Here is a 26106-nt window from a genome sequence, read left to right on the forward strand (position 1 = left end):
TTGCGGCGCCCGCGCTTTACTCAGTAGAAATAGTTGGACTCCGCTTTTTTATCGAGCCCCACCAAAACACTCTGAGCAATTCGGCAGGCCGTCGGCGCGGCGTTGGGCCCCCAGTGCTGGCAGTAGTAACGACCTTCGTTGACTGATTTACCTTCCTCGGTGAAGACTTCGATCACCGCATTCCAGAGTGACACCCGTGGGGCGTCGCTGGTGGGGTCGAGGCACAGCAGGTGGGTGATTTGTAATTCATCATCATCGTTTGCCTGGTAGCCCTGATAGCCGATAACCAGCAGCCAATGCCCCGCCAGGCCACCGTCCCAATCGACACCAACGATCGGGATTTTGCGGTTGTCGACGGCATCGGCAATATTGCGGATGGTCGTTTGTCGTCGCGGAGCCGCATCCAGCACTTCGGTCACAACCCCGGCGCGCTTGAACACGTCGACCAGCCAGCTCACATCGAAATCGTCGGTGCCTTCCGACACCAGAGCGCCGAAGGCCAGCAGGCTTTCGCGAAAGCGACCCAGTCGAGTTCGGCCATCATAGGTGTCGAGTGATTGAGCCTGCTCGCGAGACATGACGCCCAGCGCGATCAAGGTCATCGCCACGCAATAGGGTCCACAGGCGCCATCCATTTCGCCTTGGCGCAAATGCACATAATCATGTGCCTGGGGGTGGGCACAGGTCACCGGGCCGTTGGGGGATACCGACAACCACGGGCTTACAAACATTCGATTCATGCAGTGTCATTCCTTTGCAAAAAAAGCAGCCGCCCTGTATGGGCGGCGTCACGATGAAAAGGCTGATTCAACTCAGGCGTTCAAGCTGGGAACTCCAGCGCCTGCAATGTGCGCGTCAGTTCATGCCAGTCGCTGCAGTCTTTTTCACGTTGGCTGGCGGCGCCTTGCAAGGCGGTACGGCTCTCTTCGTAAGGTTTTCTCTGCTCGCGGAAGAGTTGGTCAATCAACTCACAGACGCTTTGGACCAAGGCGCTCTCCACCTCGGCGCTTGTTTCTTCAATCCACTGTATGCGTTGAAGAGCACGGCTGTGGTTGCGCTCGTTCTCCTTGTCTTCGCTGCGAGCGGCCATAAAAATTTCTGCAATGGCGAATACCAGTTGAACCACCGGCGCTGCACGCCCCGCCCATTTCTGCAAGGTCGAGAGCCAACGGCCTTTCAACATCGGTATCTTCAGTTTGCGGCCCAGTACCAGCAACGAGGTCAGGTGATCCTGGTTGATGCCCTTGAGCTGAGCGAAGATCGGTCCGGACAACTTGTCCAGCAGTTCGCTTTCTTCGATGTTCGAATACAGCTTGGGGTCGATCCCGGCGCCCGATAGCAACTCGTTGATTTGCGCCTTGCGCATGCTCTGCAACTCGCCTTCCAGCCATTGCTGCAGTTTCTCGGCAATGCCCTGCGCCTGAACCTCCAATGCACGGGTCAACGACGCGGGATCGGTACACTGATCGAGCGCGGCCTCGATGGCCGGCCGTGCCGCGAGAATCTCACGGCGCACCAAATGCCTGGCGCTGTTTTTCAGCTGTTGCTGCTGACGAGCCATATGCTCCAACTGAGCATCGATCGCGCCTAACTGCTGGGCGTGTGGTGTTTCGCCGTCGATGCAGTTGGCCACTGGCGCCAGCAATGCCCTTTCGATAATTCCGAAGGTTTGCTTGAGCAGTTGTTGCTCACTGTCGAAATGCTGCAGCCATTGTTTGAATCGAACGATGAAGGCTTCAAAACCCGAGTGCTCAAGCAGTTTCGCCTTGCCCTCGAGGCGTCCACGACTTGCCGTTCTGATATTCATCAATATCACGGGCAACTGTTGAACCAGGCGCTCATCGATAGCATTTTTGCGCGCATGGTTGAGCAGTGTCAGAGAGAAGCTGGACTGGATGCGATCGATAGCGGCAGGGTCGCTGTCTTCATAGTTCAGCACGACGAACAGCGGGCGACGCTGGGCAATCAAGGCAAAAATACGCTCGATTATGTTTTGCGCGTCCTGATCTTCCTGGCGCAACACGAACAGAATCAGGTTGGCCCGTTTCAACTGCTCTGTGCTGACTTCTTCGTGTGCAATGGGTGCATTGATGCCCGGAGTATCGAGCAAGACATGCCCATCCCAATCGTAGCGATGTACCGCATCGGTGGTTGGAATATCGCCAACCACAGCGCGCTCTTCACCCAGCAAAGTATTGATCAACGTACTTTTGCCGGCGTTGTAGGCACCGAACAACATCACGTGTACTTTGCGTTCATCAATCTGTTCGACTAATTGTTCGATACGCTGGGACGCATCTGGCAGGTAGCGCGAAGCAATGCCACAGGCGCTGGCGAGTAGGGTTTTGTAGTGTTCAAAAGGGTTCATCGCGCAATACGCTCCTTCAACTGCTTCAGGTCCTGTTCGCTGGTCGCGATGATGTCGAACAGGCGCATGGCCTCGACTTCCACCAGGTTGATCGACTCGATGCAGGTGTCTACCGCCACGTTAACGGCCTTGGGCAAGCGAGCACGCAGGTCGCTCTCAAGCTTGGCATGCAGGCGTGCATAACTGACGCCGACGACTTGCCGGACCATCTCCGTTTCAACCATGTACTTGCCAACGGCGCCGCCGATCATCCCACCCAGCAGGCCACCGGCAAGGGCACCGAGCGGGCCGCCAAATGCGGTGCCGATTGCGGTTCCGATAGCACTTGCGCTCGCCGCCGCCGCCGCTTGTTTGCCTCGGCCGGTCACCCGTTCAATGTCAACGCCAAGGTCCTCGAAGCTGCCGATGTCATCACTGGACATATCGACCAGCGCACCCTTGAGCTCATTGACATAGTCTTTCAACTCCCGCGTCAGGTGATGTTCGATCGTGGCCTGGCACAGCGCGTTAACATCCTGGGTCAGCGCCTTAACATCCTGCGTAGCCTTGTGGGTCTCCAGCAGGTCGCCCAGTTTGAGCAGCACATCGGCGAGCACCGCTGAGGCGATCTGATCGTTACGCACCTTGAGGCCATGAACCGCAGCGCGCGTCGCATTGCGCAGTTCATCCAACTGGGGGAGCACCGTGCTGCGCAAACTGTGCAGTACGTTGTTCTCCAGATGGCTGATCATCAACTGCGTCGCCTTGCCTTCTTTGTAGGTTCGAGCCTCTTGCGCAGTCAGCTGCAATTGCTGGAACAGGCGCTCGAAACCTGCGGCGTCCAAGGCATCCGCCTGCGATGCGTGCACGCGGGCAAAACGCACGGAAACAGCGACAACCGGCTTAAGCAGTGCCGCGTCGAGGTGGGATTTGGTGAGCTGCTCGCCAGCCCTTTTATGCACATCCTCTTCTTGCATCTTGCGGTTTGCCGCAGTCTTGTTGCGCAGCACCTTGACCAGTTCGTCCTGACCCGGCACCTCATCCTCGTCGAAGAAGTCGCTTTTGGTGATGATGGGCAGCAGTGGCTTGTTACGCTTGAGTTCACCTTCGAGTTCAGCCAACTCCTGCACCTGCCCGGGCGCCGTGGAGCTGCTCAACCACAGCACCGCATCGGCGCTGTCGGTGTAGCGTTTGGTCAGTTCGCCATTGACCCCCGTCACCGACAACAGGCCGGGCGTATCGATGAGAATCAACTTCTGACCCAGGCGAATGCCCTGGATCTGCGACGTGGTTTCCGTCTCGCCTTCGGCGAACGGCTCATCACGGTCGACAATCGAATCGTTCGCCAGATGAAAGTACTGAACGGCTTCGCCCTGAGCGGCAAAGCGCTCGGCGATGAAGTTACAGAACGAACTCTTGCCGGCATTGACCTTGCCGAACACCAGAATCACAGCTTTGTCGCCAAAGGTTTCGGCAAGCTGGGCAGACGGCTGATTGCGCGCCCATGACTTACCCCAATCGTTAATGCACACCTGCACCACTTCGCGCACACCTTGCGCTTGGCGTGCGAGGTGGCCATCGCGGTTCAGCTTGCCCAGCGATGGCTGAACGCTCAGCGCGCGCGTCAATGCAGCCTGCCAATCGCGTAATTCACTTTCTTCGGCTTCCACGCGCTGGGTCAGGTATTCAAACCCTTTGAGCGCGTCGATAAATGCTTTTTCCTGCATACACAATCCTGTGCCTGTTAACGCCACTCGAAGTCGCGAACAGAGAGTCCAAAAAGGGGCGGTGCGAGCGCAAATACGCGTCACACCGGTATCAAGAGGCAGTCAGCCAATCGGCAAACTGTCAAGGAAGGTCTTGGCTTGGCTGCGCTGTGCAATCTGCTGCTCCAATGCGCTGACTTGCGCATCGATGGCGCGCATGGAGGCGGTGCGCTGGAAGGCTTTTTTCAGCGTCTCGCTGGGGTATCTATCCGGCTGACTGATCATCGACTTAATCAATGCCGCAAACTGCACGGCCGTCACTTCAATGCCTTTGCTCTGAAGGAAAGCCTTGAGCTGACGCTCCGCCGCGTCGGTGTTGGCTTGAAGTTTTACTTTGTGCGCTTTTTCAGCCGCTTCACGTTCATAGTCGCGGGAAGGCCCCGAAGAAGAGGAAGAGGACGAAGACGAAGACGAACTGCTGGACACCGCAGCAGCGACGGCAGCGATTGCAGCACCGGCCAACAAAAATAGTGGAAGCATTGCTCAGGTCCCTTTGAGTTGTTGATGGAGTTTGCTGTGCAGTTGCCTGTAGTCATCCATAAACCCAGTCAATTGCGCTTGCTGAGTGGATTGCCGATGTTCAAGCTGCGCCTGCAGGTTGCTCAGGCCCTGGTCGATGAGGCCACCGAGGGTTTCTCCCAGCGCCGACACTTCATCGAGACGGGTTTGCGACACATCGTCCAATGCCGTTTGCAAAGCCTGGCGCAACGCTTTGACGCCACTCTTCTTCACCTTCAACGCACTACCGCTTTGTAAGCCCTGAAGGTAACGATGGGCAGAGACGGGGATGATCGACAGCGTTGGCGCCTGTTTTCTGATGCTCGCCTGAACATTGGCCAGGGCCTGTTCTTCGACTTGCTCGATCTGGGTCAGTACGATCAAGGTTTGACGCCCACTGTCTGACGCGTCCCGTTGCAACGCATCAATCATCTCGCTTTCGCTTTGGTCGAACTCGCCCTCTCGAACGCAATGCACGAACAGCCGAATATCCGATTGCTGCCATGCGCCATTCATCGCCTCGCGGTCGTCTTCGCGCGCCAGGTCAGCATCCAACCCCGGTGTGTCCAACCACCTCACGCCTTCATGCTCGAAGTAGCTCAATACAGTTGTTTCCCGAGCATCGGACACGGCGAACTGCTCGCGCTCCACGAGGGCGTTGAGCAAGGAGCTCTTGCCATGGTTGTATTTGCCGATCACCGACACAACCGGCAACCGTGCTTCAGCCAACAGGTACTGCAAGCGGCTTATTTCGGCCACCTGATCCGGCAGCACCGCATAAATCGTATCGAACCCCATGGTTACTGCTCTCCCTTAAATAGCGCTGATGCAGTCCGTGCTTAGAAAATGCCGAACAGTTTGGGGCGAATGAAGACGCGTCCCGTTAGATGGCTGGCGAAGAAGTTGTCGTCCTCGGCATATTTGATGAAAAGCTGATCGAGTGCTGTGTGGACGCGGCCAAAACCTTCATCCAGCCATTCGATCATGGTCGACTTCAGGGTCAGGATGATCTTTGCCGCTTCGTAGAGCGCGCCCACCTTGCGCAGGAGGCTATCGGACTCGAACCCGTCTTCGATCTCTTTGAAACGGCTCTCCATCTCGCCCTGGAAGTCATCAAACACACGGGTTACTGCGTTTTCCAGCTCATCGCTGGTCTCCCAGTCCCCACGAAACCAAAGGATGAGAGGTAGTCATCGAAACCTTTCAGATCGGAAAACACTTCATCGAAATCGGGCAACTCGATTTCCGTATCCAGATCGAGGTCCGCGATTCTAAAAATGCTGAGGTCGGCCTGTTCTATCTTGGCAACCACCGTATTGCGCATTTCGCGAAGTACACCCTTGAAGTTCAAGCAGCTCATCGCTGCCAGACGCTTGCTGAGAAAGGCGTGCGACTGTTCCAGGTAGAGCGAAAGCACTTCATCGCGGCCAAAGGCTTGCGTCGACTGGCCACCGCGCCTGCGTACCGATACCGAACACAGCGGCGTCACCGATACACCCGGGCATAGGTGGTGAATTTCTCGCTGGAGGGCCTCGACCTTATCGCCCGCAACGTCGGCATTGGTCAGGATGACTTGCAGGGGAATCCTGGCATCCTGCCCGAGCCGTTTGATCAGGTTCACATCCACCGGTTCCAGGCGTGCCGAGCTGGCGTTGATCACATAAAAGGCGCCATGAATCCAGGTTTCCGGCTCCATCGGGCGGGCGCGACGTTGCTGCATGAAACTGTCGAACTGTTTGAGCCATCGCTCATAGTTGTCAGCTTCCAGGCCAACGCTGTCGAACACATTCAACAGGTGCCCCTGATGCTCGAAGGTGTGCGACTGGAAGTTTTTCTCCCAGGAGGTGACGGGCTTGCCGCTGCCCGTCTCAAACAAACCCGCCTGGTCGAAAAGATAGTTGCAGAAGCTGCTTTTGCCGACGCCGCTTTTACCCAGCACGATGATGTTGATCGCAAACTGATCCATGTCTCTCTAAACCCTGAACCGCGGAAAGGGGATGAAGACCTGCACAGAAACAGCGTGATCTGTCTCTCGCCACGGCCTTCAAAGTGCGACAAGTGGCTTCAAGCTTTTTGATTGCCCCATTTTCCCAGCGCAATCTTGAACGCCTGCATGAACTGCTCGTTAGAAAAGAGGCGGGCCCAGTCCGGCGACTTGCCTGTCTTAAGGTAGCCGTCCACGGCTCGTTCATAGACCTCGACCAGGGCCAAGCCAAGCGCTCCGGTGATAGCCCCGGCGACAGCGGCGTTAATGATCTGCCCAAGCACGGGGATCATCTTGGTCAGGCTGGCTGCCAACTGGCGCCCCACCAGGCTGAGGATCTGGCCCTTGAGCATGCTGACGGCCATTTCACCCATCGAGCCAAACCCGTAGAGCTTGGCCAGGGATGCGGCCATCGCCATCTGCTGAGGCACAATGAGTAACGCGTCCGACATCGGCACCGGGTTAAGCCCGGCGCTGGCGGCGGTGGTGGCGCTGTAGGTCATGATGATCGTCATCGCTTCGCTGCGTTTGGCCGGTAGCGAGGCGATCTGGGCAGCCACAAAGGACTGGCGCAACGCATCGTCCTTGAGCGATGCGCTCGACCAGGCGATCAACTTTTCAAGGTCCAGTTTCAGCTCTGGGTCATGGTTGGGGTTATTTGCACAGGTCTCAAAAACCTCACAATGAACACCATGCTCGCGCAGGACTTTGCGAAACGCCTGGGAAGTCTCACCGCGACCTTCGTCGTCGACGGGCTCGGCATCGCACTGGGTGAGTACCACAGCCACCGGGATATCCAGTTCGCCGGTAATGAGTCGCAAGTTTTCCAGGTCAAAATCGGTAACGCGGTGGTTGGCCACGCTCAGGCAGTACCAAATGAGATGGATGTGCTCATCCAGCACTTTGGATTTGCGCTGAATGATCTCGGGAATGATTTTTTCCCGAAAATTGCCTGCCGAAGGCCCGCCTTCAGTCACCTCGTAACCTTCGGTATCAAAGATGACCAGAGGGATGTTGGCATCTTCGTACCGATGACAACCCCGAGTGACAGGCTGCCCGGTACCGACCTCGGCAATCGTTTTGCCGAAGATATAATTGATCAGGCTGCTCTTTCCAACACCGGTGCCGCCGACAATCATCAGGTTCGGGCGTTTGACCGCAGCCATTTCCTTATCGAACTGCTCTTCCAATTGAGCTTCCATACTTGCCATCGTTCTTTTCTCCGTCACTGCGCGACGCTCGCAAACGTGCGCGCTAAAAAAGGTTTTCGCCCTGGATCCAAAATTCTTAAGCCTCAATCGCATTTTGCCACTATCCGTGTCAAGCGTAGGCTCCTACGGGTATCGGGGTTCAAGACGCCTGCTCTCGTCTGAATATCAATGAGCAAGACATCCCGCCCCTACTCTCCTTGCGCAATCACCCCCTGCAAAATCCCCACCTTCCTCTGCAACTGCTTGATATGCGCCTTCTCAGCGCGCAGCGCAGAACGCAGCTCCCGGTTCTCAGCCTCCCAGATCCGCCCCCAGCGTGCGTCTCTGCGGCAGTTAAGCGCCATTTTCCAGAGTTCACGCAGCCGCAAGTATTGCAGCAGGAGGACCAGCAAGATGCTCCCCAGCACTACCAGCGCCCCTGTCGACACTGCTTCTGCCATAGTCATGTGTACTTCCTTGGGTGTGTTCGATTTGTTTAAACGACAGCCACACGATATGTAGTGATAGACGACAGGTCTAGAATGTAGACTTATACAGGTAAAGTATTCGCGCACATGGAGAGGGTATGAAACGCAAGCAATCCATCGAACAGGTTCGCTGGGACCTGGCACTTCGCTATCGTTTGATCGAAACCGTTGTCTGGTGGGAGGGCCGGCTGACCACGGGCCACTTGATCCAGAGCTTTGGTATCAGCCGTCAGCAGGCCTCCAAAGACATCAATACGTACATCACCGAACATGCGCCTAAAAACCTTACATATGACAAAAAAATAAAGGGCTATGTGCCAAGCAAAACGTTCAAGCCGCTGTTCATCGACGACAGCGCGAGCGCCTATTTGCACCTGCTTTATCAAAACCACGAACGCGCGCCCCACATTGATGGCTTGGCGTTGGCCTACGCGCATACCAAGGTTCTGGATGTTCCGGATCGGCCCATCCGCCCGGAAATTCTGCGCCCTCTGTTGAAGGCTTGCCGCGATGGCCTGCGCCTGGAGACCGAGTATGTGTCGCTGAATTCGCCCCAGGTCGATATCCGCCTGATCGCACCACACACCCTGGTCTACACCGGCATGCGCTGGCACGTGCGCGCGTACTGTGAGAAGAATCGAGAGTACCGGGACTTTGTGTTGAGCCGGCTGCGGGGCGAGCCTGGTTTGCTGGACGTATCAGAGAACACCCAGGCGCTGGACGATGACTGGAACACCGAAACACCCGTGATCATCGCGCCCGACGGGCGTTTGAGCGCGGCACAAAAGGCGATCATCGAAACCGACTTTGGCATGGTTGACGGCCAGCTCGTTGTGCCCAGCCGCAGGGCGCTGGTGAAGTATGTCCTGCAGCGTTATCAGATTGATGCACGCAACCTGGACCCGAACCCTGAAGCACAACAGATTGTGGTGACGAACCTCAAGGACTTGAGACCGTGGCTCTATGACTAACGGATGCTGCAGCGCCGCCGCCGCTTGACTCTCCCCTATACGGCAGCCCCTACTCTGCAAGCCCCTTTTCAGGACTCGCCCCCATGGCTCAGCGCATTCTGGTCATCCTCGGTCACCCCTGCGGCTCCAGCTTCTGTTCGGCGCTGGCAGACACCTACATCCAATCGGCAACAAACGCTGACCATGAAGTACGCGTCCTACGGCTGGGCGCGCTGGCTTTCGACCCTGTCCTGCATAACGGCTACAACGACATTCAAGCCCTGGAGCCCGATTTACTCGGCGCCCGGGAAGATATCCTTTGGGCCACCCATTTGGCGTTTGTCTTCCCGATTTGGTGGGGCGGTATTCCGGCCTTGATGAAGGGCTTCATCGACAGAGTTTTCCTACCCGGCTTTGCCTTCAAGTACCGTGCAGGCAAGGCATTTCCTGACAAACTGCTGCATGGCCGAACCGCGCACTTACTGGTGACCATGGACACGCCGCCGTGGTATTACCGCTGGTTCTACCGCATGCCGGGCATCCATCAGATGCGCAAGACGACGCTGGAGTTTTGCGGCATCACGGTGACCAAGACCTTGTTGCTCGGCCCGGTGCTGGGCTCCACGTCCGCGCAGCGCAATCGCTGGCTGACGCGGGCCGGCGGATTATTTGAAAAAGGGCGTTTTCATGTTCATCGGCAAAGCCGCGCAACTGTCGGGCACGACCATCAAGGCGATTCGTCACTATGAGGCGATCGGCCTGCTGCCCACCCCGCAGAGAGAGGGGCGCTATCGGGTCTATTCGACACAGAGTGTCGAGCGGCTGATGGTGATCAAATGTGCTCAGCAGTTGGGTTTCAAGCTCAAGGAGCTGCAGGCCATTTTGCAGGGGCACCAGGGCGACGCGCTGCCTTGGGAGCGCGCGAGCCAGGCGATTGCTCGCAAGCAAGAGGAGCTGGCGCGGCAAATGACGGCACTGCAGAAGATGCAGGCGGGGCTGGCCGAGTTTGACGCAATGCTTAAACACTCAAACGATAATTACACAGAAAATACAAATTAGACAAAAAATATAAATCAGGCTAGTGTCGCGCTTTCGCCCCGCTGATCGTCAGGAACGCGCCATGGCCACACCCTCGGATTTCAATCTCAAAACCTGCTTTTCCACGTGGGAGCGTGCCTGATGAGCGCGGCACCACTGGCGGTTTACGGGCTCAGTGCGTTACGCGCCACGCTATCGCGCCAAGACATGCTGTACGCGGTGGAACAGGCATTGATCAGCCACGCCGACGGCCGCATCGTGGCCCCGCCGCCGGGGGTGTTACTGTTTGAAAACCCGCCGGGGGACTGTCATATCAAGTCCGGCTATGCGAAAGACGGTTCGGTGTTTGTGGTCAAGCTGGCCATGGGCTTTTACGAGAATCCTTCCCGCGGCCTGGAGACCAATAATGGCCTGGTATTGGTGTTCGATTCTCACACCGGCAAGACCCGCGCCGTCCTCAATGACGAAGGCTGGCTGACCAGTTGCCGCACTGCCGCCGCCGGCGCCCTGGCTGCGCGGGCCGGGGCACCTCGGCGGGTGAGCGCGTTAGGGATAATCGGCAGCGGGCATCAGGCGCAACTGCAGGCACGCTGGACCTGCGAACTACTGGGAATCGAACGTGTAGTGATCTGGGCGCGCGCCCCTGACAAGGCACAACATCTCGCCAGGACGCTGACTCAAGAGGGGCTCAAGGCCCAAGCAGCCGACAACGTTGAGGCTGTTTTCGCACAGTGCAATCTGGTGATTACCTGCACGCCGTCGACCCAGGCAATCGTGCCGGCCGCCGTGGTCCGTAAAGGCACGCATATTGTCGCCCTGGGTGCAGACAGCCCTGGCAAACAGGAACTGGACCCGCTACTGCTGCAACGGGCACGCGTGCTCATGACGGATGACCGCAGCCAATGCGTCGACCATGGCGAAATGAGCCACGCAGTACGGGCCCATTTGATCAGCGACCACGCCGACGTTTCCCTCGGCCATGTGCTGGCCGGCAAGGCGTGCGGACGTTTCAGCGACGACGACCTGACCATTGCCGACTTGACCGGCCTGGCCGCTCAGGACATCGCACTGGCCACCCTCGCGGTGCAGCGCATGCAGGCCGTGAACTGACAACTGTTCGGACGCCTGCGTACAATCACCGTTCCTTTCCCTGTGCCCGGTTAACCCATGGTCGATATCGCGTTCATCAAGGCAACCGCCGACGGCATCGCCGCCCTGCTCTATCCGGACCTGGAAGCCGTGGTACACGACCTGAGCAGCGGGCGCATTGCCCACATCGCCAATGGATTTTCCCGACGTAAGGTCGGGGATGAATCGCTGATCACCGATTTGGCTGAGTTGGATGCCGGACCCGACGTAGTCGGGCCGTATGAAAAGACCGGCCTCAACAGCCGTCAGTTGCGTTCAATCTCCCTCGTCGCCCGCGCGGCAAACGGGGAGCCCAACGCCTTGCTGTGCCTGAACTTCGATGTAACCGCACTGGCCCACGTGCAAAAACTGCTCAGCGGCTTTGCCGTAGGCCAGCAGTCCCAAGTGCGCCCAGAATCGCTGTTCAGTGGCGATTGGCGGGAAAAACTCAATGAGATCATCGAAACCCTCGCCGCCGCGAATCATTTGAAACCCGCCGATTTCGGTCGAGGGGAAATCATCCAGGTGCTGGTACAGGCACGGGAGCACGGCTTGCTGGACGTGCGTAATTTTGTCGAATACGTCGGCGATTACTTCAAGATTTCCCGGGCCAGTGTGTATAACTATTTGCGTGCCGCTGCGGCGCAGTCATAGGCGAGCGCACAATCGGCTCACCCCTGTTGCACAGCCTACAGCAGGCGATGACCGGGTCGTCTGCCCCCCCGCTCATTTGCCCCCATCCCCCATGTCTGCTAGTGTCGCGCCGGTTTACCGTCTACCGGAATAGCCGCCATGGCCCGCAAAAAAGTTGCACTCGATTTCGAACAATCCCTCGCCGACCTGCAAACCCTGGTCGAGCGTCTGGAGAACGGCGAGTTGTCGCTGGAAGACTCGCTGACCGCGTTTGAGCAAGGCATCGGCCTGACCCGTGACTGCCAGAGCGCGTTGGCGCAGGCGGAGCAGAAGGTCCAGGTGTTGCTGGAACGCGACGGGGAGTTGGCCGAAGAACCTTTCGATGCGGAACAGCCGGAATGATCGACGCGTATCAGGCCAGTAGCCAAGCCCGGGTCAATGCGGCGCTGGAGCCCTTGTTTGTTGCGCCAAGCCCCGAAATCAAACGTCTCTATGAGGCCATGCGCTACAGCGTAATGAATGGCGGCAAGCGTGTGCGCCCGTTGCTGGCGTATGCGGCGTGCGAAGCCCTCGGCGCGCCCGCCGAACAAGCCAATGGCGCGGCCTGTGCGGTGGAGTTGATTCACGCCTATTCGCTGGTGCATGACGATTTGCCGGCGATGGACGACGATGACCTGCGTCGCGGTCAGCCGACCACCCATAAAGCCTTTGACGAAGCCTGCGCGATTCTCGCTGGCGATGGCCTGCAAAGCCTGGCGTTCAGCGCGCTGCTGGACCCGAGCTTGAGCAGCGTGAACGCCGAGATCCGCTTGCGCATGGTCACTGCCCTGGCGGTGGCCGCAGGCCCCGCCGGTATGGTTGGCGGCCAGGCCATCGATCTTGGTTCGGTGGGCCAGAAGCTCGATCAACCGGCACTCGAACACATGCACCGGCACAAGACCGGCGCCCTGATCGAAGCCGCCGTCCACTTGGGCGCCCTGGCCAGTGGTCGTGCCGACGCCGCGCAATTGGCGGCCTTGCAGGTCTACTCCCGGGCCATCGGCCTGGCGTTCCAGGTGCAGGACGACATTCTCGACGTAGAAAGTGACACCGCCACCCTGGGCAAACGCCAGGGTGCCGATATCGCACGGGACAAACCGACTTATCCTGCGCTGCTCGGGCTGGATGCCGCCAAGGCCTACGCCCTGGAACTGCGCGACCAGGCCCTGGCCGCCCTGCGACCTTTCGACGCGGCGGCCGAGCCCCTGCGTGACCTGGCGCGGTACATCGTCGAACGTCGCTACTGATAACAGCGGCCATTACGGCCGCATATCAGTCAAGTTCGGCGCTCCGCGTGGGCAGTTTGCGATGCTTGAGGTAAACTGCCGCCTCTTCTATACCTATAACGATTCGCCTGATGCCCACGACGTTTCAAGAGATTCCCCGCAAACGCCCGTCCACGCCCCTGCTCGACCGTGCTGCCACGCCGGACGGCCTGCGGCGTCTGGGTGAAACCGAGCTGGTAACCCTGGCCGATGAATTGCGCCTGGAATTGCTCTACACGGTCGGCCAGACCGGTGGGCATTTCGGTGCCGGCCTGGGCGTCATCGAGCTGACCATCGCGCTGCACTACGTGTTCGACACCCCGGACGACCGGCTGGTGTGGGACGTGGGCCATCAGGCGTATCCGCATAAAATCCTCACCGGCCGTCGCGAGCGCATGAGCACCCTGCGCCAGAAGGACGGCATCGCCGCCTTCCCGCGCCGCTCCGAGAGCGAGTACGACACCTTTGGCGTCGGCCACTCCAGCACCTCCATCAGTGCCGCACTGGGCATGGCGATTGCCTCGCGCCTGCAAAACAGTGATCGCAAGGCGATTGCGGTGATCGGTGACGGCGCGCTGACCGCCGGCATGGCTTTCGAAGCGCTGAACCATGCGCCAGAAGTGGAAGCCAACATGCTGGTGATCCTCAACGACAACGACATGTCGATCTCGCGCAATGTCGGCGGGCTGTCCAACTACCTGGCGAAGATCCTGTCCAGCCGGACCTACGCCAGCATGCGCGAAGGCAGTAAGAAAGTGCTGTCGCGCCTGCCCGGCGCGTGGGAAATCGCCCGCCGCACCGAAGAATATGCCAAGGGCATGCTGGTGCCCGGCACGCTGTTCGAAGAGCTGGGCTGGAACTACATCGGCCCCATCGACGGCCACGACCTGCCGACCCTGATCGCCACGCTGCGCAACATGCGTGACCTCAAAGGCCCGCAGTTCCTGCACATCGTCACCAAAAAAGGTAAAGGCTTCGCGCCGGCGGAAGTCGACCCGATCGGTTACCACGCGATCACCAAGCTCGACCCCCTGGACGCCCCCGCCGCGCCGAAAAAGGCCAGCGGGCCGAAGTATTCCGGGGTGTTCGGCGAGTGGCTGTGCGACATGGCCGCCGCCGACCCGCGCCTGGTGGGGATTACCCCAGCGATGAAGGAAGGTTCCGACCTGGTGGCATTCAGCGAGCGTTTCCCGCTGCGCTACTTCGACGTCGCCATCGCCGAGCAACACGCGGTGACGTTCGCCGCCGGCATGGCCTGCGAAGGCGCCAAGCCGGTGGTGGCGATCTACTCCACCTTCCTGCAGCGCGCTTACGACCAACTGGTGCATGACGTCGCGGTGCAGAACCTCGACGTGCTGTTCGCCATCGACCGCGCCGGCCTGGTGGGCGAAGACGGCCCGACCCACGCCGGCAGCTTCGACCTGTCCTACCTGCGCTGCATCCCCGGCATGCTGGTGATGACGCCGAGCGACGAAAACGAACTGCGCAAGATGCTCAGCACCGGCTACCTGTACAACGGCCCGGCCGCCGTGCGTTACCCACGTGGCAACGGCCCGAATGCAGTGATCGAAAAAGACCTGGCACCGATCGAAATCGGCAAAGGCATCGTGCGACGCCAAGGCAGCAAGACCGCATTCCTGGTGTTCGGCGTGCAACTGGTCGAGGCCCTGAAAGTGGCCGAGAACATCGACGCCACCGTGATCGACATGCGCTTCGTCAAACCCTTGGATGAAGCCCTGGTGCGCGAGATCGCCGCGAGCCATCAATTGCTGGTGACGGTCGAAGAAAACGCCATCATGGGCGGTGCCGGTGCGGCGATCAGCGAGTTCCTGGCACGCGAGAACATCCTCAAGTCGGTGCTGCACCTGGGCTTGCCGGACATGTACGTCGAACACGCCAAGCCGGCGCAGATGTTGGCCGAGTGCGGCCTGGATGAAGCCGGGATCGAGGCTTCGGTACGCAAACGTATGGCGCTGCTGGGCCTGTAGAAACCGGATCAAAATGTGGGAGGGGGCTTGCCCCCGATGGCAGTGGGTCAGTGACAGATACGTTAACTGGTACACCGCTATCGGGGGCAAGCCCCCTCCCACATTGTTTTTGTGCCAACTTTCAACGCTGTGGACAGCCATGAATCATCTTCGCTTTGTCCTGCCCTTGCTGCTTCTGCCCACACCCGACCTGCTCGCCAACACCCGCGACCAGGCGCTTAAACTCCCCGATGTGGTCATCAGCGCCAACCGCCAGGTCCAGGCGCGCAACGACAGCAGCGCCGCCAACACCGTCTTCACCCGCGACGACATCGACCGCCTGCAACCCACCAGCCTGACCGACCTGCTCAGCCGCGTGCCCGGCGTGCAAGTGGCGCCCACTGGAGGCCGTGGCAGCTTGCCGGGCATCTACCTGCGCGGCACCAAGTCCGCGCAAAGCCTGGTGCTGGTGGACGGCCAGCGCATCGCCAACACCACCTCCGGCGACAGCGGCCTGCAGTACCTCAACGTCGATCAGATCGAGCGGGTCGAAGTGCTGCGCGGCTCGCGCTCGGTGATCTACGGCAGCGATGCGATTGGCGGGGTGATCCAGGTGTTTACCCGGCGCAACGCCGAACAGGGCCTGCAGCCGCGCCTGAAACTGGGCTTCGGCAGCCACCAGAGCTGGGAACGCAGCCTCGGGCTGTCCGGCGGCGACGAACACACACGCTTCAACCTGAGCGCGAGCCTGGATGAAACCGCCGGCATCAATTCGACACGCACCTCGTTTCCCAGCGATGGCGACCATGATGCCTACCGCAACCAGTCCGTCAGCCTTAACCTCAGCCACAGCTTCAGTGACGAGCTCGAAGCCGGTTTCAATCTGTTGGACAGCCGCGGCAAGTCGGAGTACGACAACAGTTTCGGCCGCTATGACGTCGCCACCAAGCAGACCGTCGGCCAGAAACCCTACACCGACTACGCCGTGAGCAGCGCCAGCGGCTATCTCGACGCCAGCCTCACCGAGCGCTGGCAATCGCGCCTGGAACTGGGCCACAGCGAGAACCGCGATACCAAGCGCGACACCCTCAGCGATGACTTCAGCGTGTTCAACACCTACCGCGACTCGCTCAACTGGCAGAACGACCTGACGCTGAATGACCGCAACAACCTGATCCTCGGCGGCGACTGGTACGAAGACCGCTTCCACGGTTCCACCACCTTCACCGAAAACAGCCGCTGGAACCGCGCGGCGTTTGTGCAGCATCGTTTCCACAGCGACTGGTTTTCCACCGAGCTGGGCCTGCGCCATGACCAGAACCAGCAGTTCGGCCGCCAGAACAGCTGGAGCGGCACCCTCACCGTGCCGATCAATCCCGACAACGATGTGCTGCTGAGCTACAGCGAAGGCTTCCGTGCGCCGACCTTCAATGACCTCTATTACCCGGACACGCAGTACAGCAACCCCAATCTTCAGCCCGAGACGTCGAAGAGTTACGAGCTGCAATGGCGCAGCCAACTCGGCGACCACACGCGCCTGGAAGCCTCGCTGTACCGCACCGACTTGAGCGACGCGATCATCCTAGACAGCAGTGGCAAGCCGCAGAACGTGGCGTCGGCGCGGATCAATGGGGTTGAAGCGGCGCTCAAGCAGGAGCTGTTTGGCTGGCAAGGCAACCTGGGGCTGTCGATCATCGACCCGCGTGACCGCGACAGCGGCCACACCCTGGCCCGCCGCGCGCGACGCACCCTAAGCCTGGACCTGGATCGGCAATTCGATCAACTCGGCGTGGGCGCGAGCTGGCAGGCGATCAGCAGCAGCTACGACGACGAAGCCAATCGCAATCGCCTGAGCGGTTATGCCCTGCTCGGGCTGCGCAGCAGTTGGGCGGTGAGTCGGGAGGTGGCGCTGTCGCTGAACGTCGATAACCTGCTGGACAAGACTTACGCACGGGCGCGTTACAGCTACGACGATCCGGCGTTTCTGAATAATCAGGATTACCGGGAAGAAGGCCGGGTATGGAAGGTTGGGGTGACCTGGACGCCGGCGCTCTGATTGGAACGTCGGTTTGCCCTGGCCTCATCGCAGGCCTCACAGGTTTGGCGCAATCACCTGACACAACCGCGCCAACGCCTCCAACATCTGCCCACTCGGCCGCTCCAGGCCTTTATCCGGCACCAACAGCAATCGCCCCTGCGCCACCGCCGCCACCTGCGGCCAGGCTTTCCAGGCATCCAACTGCGGCTGATCCGCTGCCAGAATCACCTCGGGATTGCGCTGCAACACCGACTCGATGCTGACCTGCGGCGCGGGCAGCGTGAGGTCGTCGAACACATTGCGTGCGCCGCACACACTCAGCGCATCGCTGATGATCTGCTCACCGCCCACGGTGTACAGCGGCGGGCTCCACACTTGGTAAAACACCCGCAAGGGCTCGGCACGCTGATAGCGCTGGCGCAACTCGGCCAGGCGCTGGCGCAACTGCGCAGACAATTGCCGGCCGGCGTCGGCGCGCCCCAGTTGCTCGGCGATGGCCTGGACCTGGCGGGTCAGTTGTTCGAGGTTATGGGGTTCGGCGACATAGACCGGGATATTCAGGCGCTGCAACTGTTCGCGCTGGGCCGGGCCGACACTGCCGGGCCAGAGCAGGATCAAGTCGGGCTTGAGGCTGAGCAAACGCTCGATGTTCAATTGCCCATAGCGACCTACCGACGCCACCTTCGCCAGCGCCACCGGCCGATCGCCGCCGTCGAGCACGCCCACCAGCAGGTCGGCAGCGCCCAGTTCAACCACGATTTCCGACAGCGACGGCGCCAGGCTGACCACCCGCTCGACCGCCAGCGCCTGGGCACCGAACGCCAGCAGCAGGACCGCCAGCCAGCGAAGCCTCATCCCAACTGACGCGGGATGCGGTAGAGGTAAAACAACACCAGGGTCGACAGCACGAGCAAAAACAACGGCACCGCTTCCAGGCCGACAAACACCGCCAGCGCGCCAATCCACGCCGGCACGGCAGCAATCAGCAAGGCCATGCGGCGACGGGCGGCAAGGGTGAGCCAGGCTGCCGGTTCCTCGGCGGTATCGAGGGCTTTGGACGTGGCGATCAACGCATGTTTATAGCCATGGAAATACCGCAGGCTGAGAAACATCGAGGCCACGCCGGCAATGAAGAACGGCATGGCCAGCACCGGCAACAGCGGCTCGGCCCGACCGAACACCAGGTTGATCACGAACAAAGGCAGCAACGCGAGCGCCAGGTATTGCCACCAATTGAAGGTCAATCGCCGTTTCACCTGGCCTCGGGTCACGCGCGGTCGACCTCGCCCTGATGCTCGTTGCCCATCATGTGGTCGAGCTTGCTGGCTTTGGTGGCCAGGTAGAGTTTGTTGTGCGGGTTATGCCCGGTGTGCAGCGGCACGCGCTCGGCGACGGTGATGCCCATCTCGGTCAAGGCTTTGACCTTGCGCGGGTTGTTGGTCATCAGGCGCAGGGATTTCACGCCCAGGTGCTGCAGCATCGGCAGGCAGATGCCGTAGTCACGCTGGTCAGCGGCAAAGCCCAGGCGCTCGTTGGCTTCGACGGTGTCGGCGCCGCCATCCTGCAACTCGTAGGCGCGGATTTTGTTCAGCAGACCAATGCCACGACCTTCCTGGCGCAAGTACAGCAAGACGCCACGGCCTTCATGGGCGATGGCGCGCATCGCGGCTTCCAGTTGCGAGCCACAGTCGCAGCGCTGGCTGAACAGCGCGTCACCGGTGAGGCACTCGGAGTGGACGCGGCCAAGCACCGGCGCGCCATCGGCGATATCGCCCAGGCTGAGCACAACGTGCTCGCGCCCGTTGGCTTCTTCGAGGAAGCCATGCATGGTGAACGAGGCAAAAGGGGTAGGCAGCTTGGAAGCAGCGACGAAAACGACGGGCACCGTGTGCTCCTGATTTCAGATTTCACAGAGGCACGCATTGTAACAGCACGTTCCTACAGACGCTTAAGCTGAATTATCGCTGATAAAGATCAATCGGTTCGATTGGCCTTCGTCTCGGTTCTATGCAAGCCAGAACACTGGCTCAGGGCGTCTCGCGAAAATGCTGATAGCCGCGAATGGCCGGGGTGATGTCGTGCCCGTTCACGTCGAGCAGTGTCACACCCTGCCCCACCTCGACCCGGCCGATCACATGCACCGGCCAGCCGTCCGCCAGCAACGGCGCGAGTTCGGCCGGCGGCAGGGTGAACACCAACACGTAGTCGTCGCCCCCACTCAAGGCCGCCACCCGCGCCGCGTCATCGCCGACAAACGCGAGCAAGGCCTGGGACAACGGCAGCGTCTGGCGCTCGATAAGCAGGCTGACAGCCGATGCCTTGGCGATATGCCCACAATCGGCCAATAACCCGTCGGAGATATCCATCGCAGACGTCGCCTTGCCCCGAAGGGCCACCCCCAAGGCCAACTGCGGTTGCGGCGACCAGTAATGAGCCAGCAGCGGATCGGCGATGCTGGCATCGGCGCTGCGCTGGCCCAGTACCAACGGCAGAGCGCCCGCCGCGTTGCCCAATTCACCGCCCACACACAGCAAGTCACCCGGCCGCGCACCGCTGCGGGTCAGTGCCTGGCCGGCCGGCAAGCGGCCGAACACGGTCATGGTCAAGCTCAGCGGCCCGCGCGTGGTATCGCCGCCGACCAGGCCCACGCCGCAGTTCTGCGCCATGGCGTTCAAACCCTGGGCATAGCGTTGCAGCCAGTCGGCATCGACGGTGGGGGTGGTGAGGGCCAGGATAAATGCAACGGGGTGGGCGCCCATGGCGGCCAGATCGCTCACTGCAACGGCCAGCGAGCGCTGGCCGAGCAGGAACGGATCACAGGGGTCGGCGAAATGCACGCCGGCCACTAAGGTATCGGTGGAGATTGCCAACTGCTCCCCGGCGGGGAGCGCCAGCAAGGCGCAGTCATCGCCGATCCCCAGGGCAATGCCCTCGCCGCCCTGCGCACAGGGCGCGGCGGCGAAGTATTTGCGGATCAGCTCAAACTCGCCCATTCAGGACTCAAGCGCAGGTTAGCGCTTGTACGCCTTCACTTCGGCTTCACGCAGGCGCGGGGCCAGCTTGTCGAGCACGCCGTTGACGAACTTGTGACCGTCGGTCGAACCGTAGACTTTCGCCAGTTCGATACCTTCGTTGATCACCACGCGGTACGGCACGTCGACGCGCTTGAGCAGTTCCCAGGTGGACAGGCGCAGTACAGCCAGTTCAACCGGGTCCAGCTCATCGATAGTCAGGTCCAGACACGGGGTCAATGCAGCATCGATCTCGGTCAGGTTGGCCGGAACACCGTGCAGGATGTCGTGGAAGTAACTCTGGTCGGCGAAGGCGAAGTCATTGTCGACGCGAAATTGCGCTTCGATTTCGTTCAGCGAAGTGCCGGCCATGTGACGCTGGTACAGCGCCTGGGTGGCGAGCTGACGGGCAGCACGGCGCTTTTCGCTTTTCGATGGCTTACCGGCGTCCGCCGGACGCTCGTCGCGCGGGTTGAAACGATCGCTCTCGTCGGAAATCACTTGGCCTCCAACTGCGCCAGCAGGCTGACCATTTCCAGGGCGGACAGGGCAGCTTCAGCACCTTTGTTACCGGCTTTGGTGCCGGAACGTTCGATGGCTTGTTCGATCGAATCCACGGTCAGCACGCCGAAAGCAACCGGTACGCCGAACTCCATGGACACCTGGGCCAGGCCCTTGGTGCATTCGCCAGCCACGTATTCGAAGTGCGGCGTGCCGCCACGAATGACCGCGCCCAAGGCGATGATCGCCGCGTATTCACCGCGTTGCGCAACTTTTTGCGCAACCAGTGGAATTTCGAAGGCGCCAGGGGCGCGGATGATGGTGATGTCGCTCTCGCTCACACCGTGGCGAACCAGGGCGTCCACGGCACCGCTTACCAGGCTTTCAACCACGAAGCTGTTGAAGCGGCCAACCACCAGGGCATAGCGGCCTTTGGGGGCAATGAAGGTACCTTCGATGGTCTTCAGGGTCATTCGACAAATCTCTTAAAGAGCCGGGACGCTAAAAGTGCGTCCCTCAGTGATGATTTAACCGCGAACAAGGCGCAACAATCGCCAGCCTTTATTCGGAGGGCACGTATTCTACAACTTCCAGGTCGAAACCGGATATCGCATTAAATTTCATCGGTGCGCTCATCAGACGCATTTTGCGCACGCCGAGGTCGCGCAGGATCTGCGAACCGGCGCCGACGATGCTGTAGGTGGTCGGCGTTTTGACCGGAGTTTGCTCGGCGGACTCGCGAATATGCGCGAGCAAGACGTCGCCATCCACCGCGTTGCCCAGCAGCAGCACCACTCCGCTGCCGGCCTCGGAGACCGCAGCCATCGCGGCGCGCAGGCTCCAGCGTCCGGGTTGTTTGACCATCAACAGGTCGCGCAGCGGGTCCATGTTGTGGACACGCACCAGGGTCGGCTCGTCGGCGCAGATGGTGCCCAGGGTCAGCGCCATGTGGACGTCGCCTTCCACCGAATCACGGTAGGTCACCAGGTTGAATTGGCCCAGTTCGCTGTCCAGCGGCTGCTCGGCAATCCGCTGAACGGTACGTTCGTGGATCATCCGGTAGTGAATCAGGTCGGCAATCGTGCCGATCTTGAGGTTGTGTTGGGCGGCAAAGGTTTCGAGCTCGCTACGACGGGCCATGGTGCCGTCGTCGTTCATCACTTCGCAGATCACCCCGCTCGGCTCGAAACCGGCCATGCGCGCCAGGTCGCAGGCGGCTTCGGTATGACCGGCACGGGCCAGGGTGCCGCCTGACTGCGCCATCAGCGGGAAGATGTGACCCGGGCTGACGATGTCTTCGGCCTTGGCGTCTTTCGCAGCAGCCGCTTGCACGGTGCGCGCACGGTCAGCGGCGGAGATCCCGGTGGTCACGCCCGTGGTGGCCTCGATCGACACGGTGAACTTGGTGCCAAACCCGGAACCGTTGCGCGGTGACATCAGCGGCAGCTTGAGCAACTCGCAGCGCTCGCGGCTCATGGGCATGCAGATCAACCCACGGGCATGCTTGGCCATGAAGTTGATGTGCTCGGGCTTGCACGCCTCGGCGGCCATGATGATGTCGCCTTCGTTCTCACGGTCTTCGTCATCCATCAGGATGACCATCTTGCCTTGGCGGATGTCTTCAACCAGTTCTTCGATGCTATTGAGCGCCACAGGGCACCCCCTTGGTCAGGATTTCAGGTAGCCATTAGCGGCCAAAAAACTTTCGGTGATGTTCCCGGCAGGCTTTTGTCGAGAGTCAGACTCTGCGGCCTTATCGCCCAATAGAAGGCGCTCCAGGTAACGGGCAAGCAAGTCGACTTCCAGGTTCACCCGGCGACCTGGCTGGTACGACGCCATGATGGTTTCGCTCAGGGTGTGAGGAATGATGGTCAGTGCGAATTCGGCGCCGTCCACGGCGTTCACGGTCAGGCTGGTGCCATCGACGGTGATCGAGCCTTTGTGGGCGATGTACTTGGCCAGCGCCTTGGGCGCACGGATGCGGAACTCGACAGCGCGGGCATTTTCGCTGCGGGCCACCACTTCGCCGACGCCGTCGACGTGGCCGCTGACCAGGTGACCGCCCAGGCGCGTGGTCGGGGTCAGGGCTTTTTCCAGGTTGACCGGGCTGCCGGCCGCAAGATCGCTCATCGCCGTGCAGTCCAGGGTTTCCCGGCTGACATCGGCGGCAAAGCCGTTGCCCGGCAAGTCGACGACAGTCAGGCACACGCCGCTGACGGCGATGCTGTCGCCCAGCTTGACGTCGCCCAGGTCGAGCTTGCCGGTGTCAACCAGCAGGCGCACGTCGCCGCCCTTGGGGGTCATGGCACGGATGCTGCCGATGGATTCGATAATGCCGGTGAACATGGCCTTCTCCTGGAAAACGGGGCGAGCGCTTGAGCGCCCGGTCAGAATTATACGCTCGCTACTGGGATGGCAGTGATTCGCCAGTCATCGCCCACAGCGCGCATTTCAGTGATCTTGAGTTGGGGCGCGTCGGCCAGTTTCTCAAGCGGCCAGTCCAGCAAAGGCCGGGCCGCAGAACCGAGGAACTTGCCGGCGACGAAAATCACGTATTCGTCCACCAGGCCCTGCTGGGCGAACGCGCCCGCCAGGCTTGGGCCGGCTTCCACCAGGACGTCGTTGACACCACGGGCCGCCAACGCCACCAGCGCCGAGCGCAGGTCGACCTGGCCATCGACACCGGGCACCACCAGGCACTCGGGCCCACGGGGAAACTGGTTTTCCGCCGTGACGCAGGTGATGACCAGCGCCGGGCCGGCCTTGAAGAACGGCGCATTGAGCGGCACCCGCAAGCGACCGTCGATCAGCACACGCAGCGGCGGACGCGACATGGCCAGGGCGGTGGTTTGCGCGTCCAGGCCGAGTTCGGCGGCGCGCACGGTCAGGCGAGCGCCATCGGCCAGCACGGTGTCGGCGCCGGTCAGCACCACGCTGGCCTCGGCGCGCAGGCGCTGCACGGCGGCGCGAGCGGCGGGGCCGGTGATCCATTGGCTCTCGCCGCTGGCCATCGCGGTGCGGCCGTCCAGGCTCATCGCCAGCTTGACCCGCACAAATGGCAGGCCGTGTTCCATGCGTTTGAGGAAACCTTTATTGAGGGCCCGCGCGTCCACTTCGAGCACACCGCTGTGTACCTCGATGCCAGCCTGGGCCAGGCGCTGCATACCGCGCCCGGCGACGTCCGGGTTGGGGTCCTGCATGGCCGCGACCACCCGCGCCACCCCGGCACTCACCAGCGCATCGGCGCACGGCGGGGTGTGACCGTAATGGCTGCAGGGCTCGAGGGTGACGTAGGCCGTGGCGCCGCGGGCTTTGTCAGCGGCAGCGCGTAAGGCATGCACTTCCGCATGGGGCTCGCCGGTACGCACATGCCAGCCTTCGCCGACGACCTGCCCGTCACGCACGATCACGCAGCCCACACGCGGGTTGGGATGGGTGGTGTACAGGCCGTTGCGCGCCAATTCGAGGGCGCGGGCCATGTAATGGGCGTCGAGGACGGCCTGTTCAGCAGACGGTGGGTTCATTTTTTGACCGGCTCACGGGCCAGGCGGTCGATCTCTTCGCGGAACTCATTGAGGTCCTGGAAGCGTCGATACACCGAAGCGAAACGGATATAGGCGACTTCGTCGAGCTTTTGCAGCTCGCCCATCACCAGCTCTCCAACCACCAGGGACTTGACCTCGCGCTCGCCGGTCGCGCGCAGCTTGTGCTTGATATGCGCCAGCGCCGCCTCCAGCCGCTCGACACTCACCGGGCGTTTTTCCAGGGCGCGCTGCATACCGGCGCGTAATTTTTCTTCGTCGAAAGGCTGGCGGCTGCCGTCGGATTTGATCAGACGTGGCAATACCAGTTCGGCGGTTTCGAAGGTGGTGAAACGTTCACCGCAGCCAGAGGCCAGGCATTCGCGCCGGCGACGCACTTGATCGCCCTCGGCGACCAGACGCGAGTCAATGACCTTGGTTTCGTTGGCACCGCAGAAGGGACAGTGCATGGTGGCAGGCAACAAAAAAAGGGAGGGCCATGGTAGCGCATCCCCGTGGCAAGACAAGCCATAGCCTTTGCGGTATATAGGCTGACGATTATGTTTCATGTTTTTTAAGCCACGGATATTGTCCTTTCTGGAGCCTTACATGCAGTTACGACCACTCGTTTTACTCACCTTGTTCGGTTTTCTGGTCGCCTGCAGCAGCGAAGCCCCGAAACCGTCGACGCCGCAACCTCAGCCTGCACAAGAGAAAAAAGTCCCCGGCATTGAAGACCTCGGCCCGCTGCCGGCCTACCAGCGTGAAATCAACGGCAGCCTGACCAACGTGCCCGCCGGCGCCGAAGTCGAGATGGCGCTGTTGGTAATCGACGACCGCAGCCGCCCGCAACAACTGCTCGCCAGCAGCGTGCTGAGCGGCAACGGCAAACCCCTGGCGTTCCGCCTGCGCTTCAGCCCCGACGCGTTCCCGGCCGGTGCACGGGTTGAACTGCGCGGGCGCGCCAGCCAGTCCGGCCAGTTGATCCTGCACCTGCCCGCCGTGCGCATCACCCAGGCGATCACCCAGACCACCGGCCCTCTGCAACTCGTCACAGCACCATGACGCCACCGCTGGACCTGCAACGCGCGCTGAGCGCCCTGATCGGTGACGCACAGTTGGTGCCCTGCCCGCTGCCGGGCACCGACCTGGCGTTATGGCTGCTCGACGCCGACAACATGGACCGCGCCTTCAGCCCCGAAGAAACCCGGCGCATCCTGCATGAGCCGCCCTACTGGAGTTTTTGCTGGGCCAGCGGCCTGGCACTGGCGCGCTACCTGGCGGCGAACCCGACGTGGGTTGCGGGCAAGCGCGTGCTGGATTTTGGCGCCGGCTCCGGCGTCGCCGGGATTGCCGCCGTCAAAGCCGGTGCGTTGGAAGTGGTGACCTGCGACCTTGATCCGCTGGCGTTGGCGTCCTGCCGGGCGAATGCCGAACTCAACGAGGTTGAACTGGGCTATTCGGCGGACTTTTTCGCCGAAGCCGACCGTTTCGACCTGATCCTGGTGGCCGACGTGCTCTATGACCGCGCCAACCTGCCGCTGCTGGACCAGTTCCTCACGCGCGGGCGTGAAGCGCTGGTGGCGGATTCGCGGGTACGGGATTTTCAGCATCCGGATTATCAGCGCCTGGCGATACTAGAGGCGCTGACATTGCCGGACTTGGCGGAGCCTTGGGAGTTTCGCAAGGTGAGCCTGTACCATTCGCGGCGCCAGCCCTTATAGTTGCCCCATTCCCGCTTT

General features: G+C 60.9%; 30 protein-coding genes. 11 read left to right on the plus strand and 19 right to left on the minus strand.

Features of this window, described 5'->3' with window-relative positions; genetic code table 11:
* Nucleotides 1–20: 20 nt before the first annotated feature.
* The 9 genes from P3S72_RS26920 to P3S72_RS26960 all read right to left on the minus strand — a co-directional run bounded on the left by P3S72_RS26920 (nucleotide 21) and on the right by P3S72_RS26960 (nucleotide 8252).
* Nucleotides 21–740 carry a hypothetical protein gene (locus P3S72_RS26920; protein WP_276195036.1) on the minus strand — a complete coding sequence of 240 codons (720 nt, stop codon included), beginning with the start codon at nucleotides 738–740 and terminating at the stop codon, nucleotides 21–23.
* Between the two features lie 80 nt (nucleotides 741–820).
* Nucleotides 821–2368, minus strand: coding sequence for a GTPase (locus P3S72_RS26925; protein WP_276195037.1), 1548 nt, complete (start codon nucleotides 2366–2368; stop codon nucleotides 821–823).
* Nucleotides 2365–4074 (minus strand): GTPase, encoded by a 1710-nt coding sequence (locus P3S72_RS26930; RefSeq protein ID WP_276195038.1) that lies wholly within the window; start codon nucleotides 4072–4074, stop codon nucleotides 2365–2367. The genes P3S72_RS26925 and P3S72_RS26930 overlap by 4 nt, the downstream gene beginning before the upstream one ends.
* Nucleotides 4075–4176: 102 nt before the next feature.
* Nucleotides 4177–4593: a hypothetical protein gene (locus tag P3S72_RS26935; protein WP_276195039.1), complete on the minus strand. Its 417-nt coding sequence runs from the start codon at nucleotides 4591–4593 to the stop codon at nucleotides 4177–4179.
* Nucleotides 4594–4596: 3 nt separating this feature from the next.
* Nucleotides 4597–5409, minus strand: a complete 813-nt coding sequence (locus P3S72_RS26940) for a GTPase (RefSeq protein WP_276195040.1) — start codon at nucleotides 5407–5409, stop codon at nucleotides 4597–4599.
* 41 nt (nucleotides 5410–5450) lie between these two features.
* The gene (locus tag P3S72_RS26945) at nucleotides 5451–5732 is read right to left on the minus strand and encodes a hypothetical protein (RefSeq protein ID WP_276195041.1); all 282 of its coding nucleotides are present in this window, start codon (nucleotides 5730–5732) and stop codon (nucleotides 5451–5453) included.
* A gap of 5 nt (nucleotides 5733–5737) precedes the next feature.
* Nucleotides 5738–6577: a GTPase gene (locus tag P3S72_RS26950; RefSeq protein ID WP_276195042.1), complete on the minus strand. Its 840-nt coding sequence runs from the start codon at nucleotides 6575–6577 to the stop codon at nucleotides 5738–5740.
* Between the two features lie 98 nt (nucleotides 6578–6675).
* A complete protein-coding gene (locus P3S72_RS26955) occupies nucleotides 6676–7806 on the minus strand; it encodes a GTPase (protein WP_276195043.1) in 1131 nt (376 codons plus the stop codon).
* Between the two features lie 188 nt (nucleotides 7807–7994).
* The gene (locus P3S72_RS26960; RefSeq protein ID WP_276195044.1) at nucleotides 7995–8252 is read right to left on the minus strand and encodes a hypothetical protein; all 258 of its coding nucleotides are present in this window, start codon (nucleotides 8250–8252) and stop codon (nucleotides 7995–7997) included.
* Nucleotides 8253–8371: 119 nt separating this feature from the next.
* Between P3S72_RS26960 and P3S72_RS26965 the strand changes: the two genes are divergently transcribed.
* From P3S72_RS26965 to P3S72_RS27005, 9 genes are all read left to right on the plus strand, one after another.
* The gene (locus P3S72_RS26965) at nucleotides 8372–9244 is read left to right on the plus strand and encodes a WYL domain-containing protein (protein WP_247404830.1); all 873 of its coding nucleotides are present in this window, start codon (nucleotides 8372–8374) and stop codon (nucleotides 9242–9244) included.
* A gap of 83 nt (nucleotides 9245–9327) precedes the next feature.
* On the plus strand, nucleotides 9328–9972 hold the full coding sequence (locus tag P3S72_RS26970; protein WP_276195045.1) for an NAD(P)H-dependent oxidoreductase: 645 nt from the start codon (nucleotides 9328–9330) through the stop codon (nucleotides 9970–9972).
* Complete coding sequence (locus tag P3S72_RS26975) at nucleotides 9911–10282, plus strand: MerR family transcriptional regulator (RefSeq protein ID WP_276195046.1); 372 nt, start codon at nucleotides 9911–9913, stop codon at nucleotides 10280–10282. The genes P3S72_RS26970 and P3S72_RS26975 overlap by 62 nt, the downstream gene beginning before the upstream one ends.
* 120 nt (nucleotides 10283–10402) lie before the next feature.
* Nucleotides 10403–11371 carry an ornithine cyclodeaminase gene (locus P3S72_RS26980; protein WP_276195047.1) on the plus strand — a complete coding sequence of 323 codons (969 nt, stop codon included), beginning with the start codon at nucleotides 10403–10405 and terminating at the stop codon, nucleotides 11369–11371.
* Between the two features lie 57 nt (nucleotides 11372–11428).
* The gene (locus tag P3S72_RS26985) at nucleotides 11429–12043 is read left to right on the plus strand and encodes a PAS domain-containing protein (RefSeq protein ID WP_276195048.1); all 615 of its coding nucleotides are present in this window, start codon (nucleotides 11429–11431) and stop codon (nucleotides 12041–12043) included.
* Between the two features lie 138 nt (nucleotides 12044–12181).
* Nucleotides 12182–12424, plus strand: a complete 243-nt coding sequence (locus tag P3S72_RS26990) for an exodeoxyribonuclease VII small subunit (RefSeq protein WP_003176346.1) — start codon at nucleotides 12182–12184, stop codon at nucleotides 12422–12424.
* Nucleotides 12421–13308, plus strand: a complete 888-nt coding sequence (gene ispA, locus P3S72_RS26995; protein ID WP_276195049.1) for a (2E,6E)-farnesyl diphosphate synthase — start codon at nucleotides 12421–12423, stop codon at nucleotides 13306–13308. The genes P3S72_RS26990 and ispA overlap by 4 nt, the downstream gene beginning before the upstream one ends.
* Before the next feature lie 110 nt (nucleotides 13309–13418).
* Complete coding sequence (gene dxs / locus P3S72_RS27000; protein WP_276195050.1) at nucleotides 13419–15314, plus strand: 1-deoxy-D-xylulose-5-phosphate synthase; 1896 nt, start codon at nucleotides 13419–13421, stop codon at nucleotides 15312–15314.
* A gap of 139 nt (nucleotides 15315–15453) precedes the next feature.
* A complete protein-coding gene (locus tag P3S72_RS27005) occupies nucleotides 15454–17349 on the plus strand; it encodes a TonB-dependent receptor (protein WP_276195051.1) in 1896 nt (631 codons plus the stop codon).
* Between the two features lie 36 nt (nucleotides 17350–17385).
* Here the strand turns inward: P3S72_RS27005 and P3S72_RS27010 are convergent, their stop codons facing one another.
* The 10 genes from P3S72_RS27010 to nrdR form a co-directional block, all read right to left on the minus strand.
* Nucleotides 17386–18186, minus strand: coding sequence for a cobalamin-binding protein (locus tag P3S72_RS27010; protein WP_276195052.1), 801 nt, complete (start codon nucleotides 18184–18186; stop codon nucleotides 17386–17388).
* Nucleotides 18183–18602, minus strand: a complete 420-nt coding sequence (locus P3S72_RS27015; RefSeq protein WP_276195053.1) for an MFS transporter — start codon at nucleotides 18600–18602, stop codon at nucleotides 18183–18185. Before P3S72_RS27015 ends, P3S72_RS27010 begins: the two co-directional genes overlap by 4 nt.
* Nucleotides 18599–19216, minus strand: coding sequence for a GTP cyclohydrolase II (ribA, locus tag P3S72_RS27020; protein WP_276195054.1), 618 nt, complete (start codon nucleotides 19214–19216; stop codon nucleotides 18599–18601). Before ribA ends, P3S72_RS27015 begins: the two co-directional genes overlap by 4 nt.
* 142 nt (nucleotides 19217–19358) lie before the next feature.
* A complete protein-coding gene (gene thiL, locus P3S72_RS27025; RefSeq protein WP_276195055.1) occupies nucleotides 19359–20324 on the minus strand; it encodes a thiamine-phosphate kinase in 966 nt (321 codons plus the stop codon).
* A gap of 18 nt (nucleotides 20325–20342) precedes the next feature.
* Complete coding sequence (nusB, locus tag P3S72_RS27030; RefSeq protein ID WP_276195056.1) at nucleotides 20343–20843, minus strand: transcription antitermination factor NusB; 501 nt, start codon at nucleotides 20841–20843, stop codon at nucleotides 20343–20345.
* A complete protein-coding gene (gene ribE / locus P3S72_RS27035) occupies nucleotides 20840–21316 on the minus strand; it encodes a 6,7-dimethyl-8-ribityllumazine synthase (RefSeq protein ID WP_247408428.1) in 477 nt (158 codons plus the stop codon). The genes nusB and ribE overlap by 4 nt, the downstream gene beginning before the upstream one ends.
* Nucleotides 21317–21404: 88 nt before the next feature.
* Complete coding sequence (gene ribBA, locus P3S72_RS27040) at nucleotides 21405–22496, minus strand: bifunctional 3,4-dihydroxy-2-butanone-4-phosphate synthase/GTP cyclohydrolase II (protein ID WP_276195057.1); 1092 nt, start codon at nucleotides 22494–22496, stop codon at nucleotides 21405–21407.
* Between the two features lie 15 nt (nucleotides 22497–22511).
* Entirely contained in the window at nucleotides 22512–23189 is a 678-nt protein-coding gene (locus P3S72_RS27045) for a riboflavin synthase (protein WP_253399543.1), read from the minus strand.
* Between the two features lie 47 nt (nucleotides 23190–23236).
* Nucleotides 23237–24367, minus strand: coding sequence for a bifunctional diaminohydroxyphosphoribosylaminopyrimidine deaminase/5-amino-6-(5-phosphoribosylamino)uracil reductase RibD (gene ribD, locus P3S72_RS27050; RefSeq protein ID WP_276195058.1), 1131 nt, complete (start codon nucleotides 24365–24367; stop codon nucleotides 23237–23239).
* Nucleotides 24364–24834: a transcriptional regulator NrdR gene (nrdR, locus tag P3S72_RS27055; RefSeq protein ID WP_276195059.1), complete on the minus strand. Its 471-nt coding sequence runs from the start codon at nucleotides 24832–24834 to the stop codon at nucleotides 24364–24366. Before nrdR ends, ribD begins: the two co-directional genes overlap by 4 nt.
* 139 nt (nucleotides 24835–24973) lie before the next feature.
* Between nrdR and P3S72_RS27060 the strand changes: the two genes are divergently transcribed.
* Together P3S72_RS27060 and P3S72_RS27065 are read left to right on the plus strand one after the other, a co-directional pair.
* Nucleotides 24974–25429, plus strand: coding sequence for a YbaY family lipoprotein (locus tag P3S72_RS27060; protein ID WP_253399554.1), 456 nt, complete (start codon nucleotides 24974–24976; stop codon nucleotides 25427–25429).
* Complete coding sequence (locus P3S72_RS27065) at nucleotides 25426–26088, plus strand: 50S ribosomal protein L11 methyltransferase (protein WP_276195060.1); 663 nt, start codon at nucleotides 25426–25428, stop codon at nucleotides 26086–26088. The genes P3S72_RS27060 and P3S72_RS27065 overlap by 4 nt, the downstream gene beginning before the upstream one ends.
* The last annotated feature ends 18 nt before the right edge of the window (nucleotides 26089–26106 follow it).

This window comes from Pseudomonas sp. D3, assembly GCF_029320995.1.
GTDB classification, from domain to species: Bacteria; Pseudomonadota; Gammaproteobacteria; order Pseudomonadales; family Pseudomonadaceae; genus Aquipseudomonas; species Aquipseudomonas paraveronii.

What these genes read in the sequence shown, in the direction of transcription:
- P3S72_RS26920 (WP_276195036.1), bottom strand. Translation starts at nt 740, where the DNA reads ATGAATCGAATGTTTGTAAGCCCGTGGTTGTCGGTATCCCCCAACGGC.
- P3S72_RS26925 (WP_276195037.1), bottom strand. Translation starts at nt 2,368, where the DNA reads ATGAACCCTTTTGAACACTACAAAACCCTACTCGCCAGCGCCTGTGGC.
- P3S72_RS26930 (WP_276195038.1), bottom strand. Translation starts at nt 4,074, where the DNA reads ATGCAGGAAAAAGCATTTATCGACGCGCTCAAAGGGTTTGAATACCTG.
- P3S72_RS26935 (WP_276195039.1), bottom strand. Translation starts at nt 4,593, where the DNA reads ATGCTTCCACTATTTTTGTTGGCCGGTGCTGCAATCGCTGCCGTCGCT.
- P3S72_RS26940 (WP_276195040.1), bottom strand. Translation starts at nt 5,409, where the DNA reads ATGGGGTTCGATACGATTTATGCGGTGCTGCCGGATCAGGTGGCCGAA.
- P3S72_RS26950 (WP_276195042.1), bottom strand. Translation starts at nt 6,577, where the DNA reads ATGGATCAGTTTGCGATCAACATCATCGTGCTGGGTAAAAGCGGCGTC.
- P3S72_RS26955 (WP_276195043.1), bottom strand. Translation starts at nt 7,806, where the DNA reads ATGGCAAGTATGGAAGCTCAATTGGAAGAGCAGTTCGATAAGGAAATG.
- P3S72_RS26960 (WP_276195044.1), bottom strand. Translation starts at nt 8,252, where the DNA reads ATGACTATGGCAGAAGCAGTGTCGACAGGGGCGCTGGTAGTGCTGGGG.
- P3S72_RS26965 (WP_247404830.1), top strand. Translation starts at nt 8,372, where the DNA reads ATGAAACGCAAGCAATCCATCGAACAGGTTCGCTGGGACCTGGCACTT.
- P3S72_RS26970 (WP_276195045.1), top strand. Translation starts at nt 9,328, where the DNA reads ATGGCTCAGCGCATTCTGGTCATCCTCGGTCACCCCTGCGGCTCCAGC.
- P3S72_RS26975 (WP_276195046.1), top strand. Translation starts at nt 9,911, where the DNA reads ATGTTCATCGGCAAAGCCGCGCAACTGTCGGGCACGACCATCAAGGCG.
- P3S72_RS26980 (WP_276195047.1), top strand. Translation starts at nt 10,403, where the DNA reads ATGAGCGCGGCACCACTGGCGGTTTACGGGCTCAGTGCGTTACGCGCC.
- P3S72_RS26985 (WP_276195048.1), top strand. Translation starts at nt 11,429, where the DNA reads ATGGTCGATATCGCGTTCATCAAGGCAACCGCCGACGGCATCGCCGCC.
- P3S72_RS26990 (WP_003176346.1), top strand. Translation starts at nt 12,182, where the DNA reads ATGGCCCGCAAAAAAGTTGCACTCGATTTCGAACAATCCCTCGCCGAC.
- ispA (WP_276195049.1), top strand. Translation starts at nt 12,421, where the DNA reads ATGATCGACGCGTATCAGGCCAGTAGCCAAGCCCGGGTCAATGCGGCG.
- dxs (WP_276195050.1), top strand. Translation starts at nt 13,419, where the DNA reads ATGCCCACGACGTTTCAAGAGATTCCCCGCAAACGCCCGTCCACGCCC.
- P3S72_RS27005 (WP_276195051.1), top strand. Translation starts at nt 15,454, where the DNA reads ATGAATCATCTTCGCTTTGTCCTGCCCTTGCTGCTTCTGCCCACACCC.
- P3S72_RS27010 (WP_276195052.1), bottom strand. Translation starts at nt 18,186, where the DNA reads ATGAGGCTTCGCTGGCTGGCGGTCCTGCTGCTGGCGTTCGGTGCCCAG.
- thiL (WP_276195055.1), bottom strand. Translation starts at nt 20,324, where the DNA reads ATGGGCGAGTTTGAGCTGATCCGCAAATACTTCGCCGCCGCGCCCTGT.
- ribE (WP_247408428.1), bottom strand. Translation starts at nt 21,316, where the DNA reads ATGACCCTGAAGACCATCGAAGGTACCTTCATTGCCCCCAAAGGCCGC.
- P3S72_RS27045 (WP_253399543.1), bottom strand. Translation starts at nt 23,189, where the DNA reads ATGTTCACCGGCATTATCGAATCCATCGGCAGCATCCGTGCCATGACC.
- ribD (WP_276195058.1), bottom strand. Translation starts at nt 24,367, where the DNA reads ATGAACCCACCGTCTGCTGAACAGGCCGTCCTCGACGCCCATTACATG.
- nrdR (WP_276195059.1), bottom strand. Translation starts at nt 24,834, where the DNA reads ATGCACTGTCCCTTCTGCGGTGCCAACGAAACCAAGGTCATTGACTCG.
- P3S72_RS27060 (WP_253399554.1), top strand. Translation starts at nt 24,974, where the DNA reads ATGCAGTTACGACCACTCGTTTTACTCACCTTGTTCGGTTTTCTGGTC.
- P3S72_RS27065 (WP_276195060.1), top strand. Translation starts at nt 25,426, where the DNA reads ATGACGCCACCGCTGGACCTGCAACGCGCGCTGAGCGCCCTGATCGGT.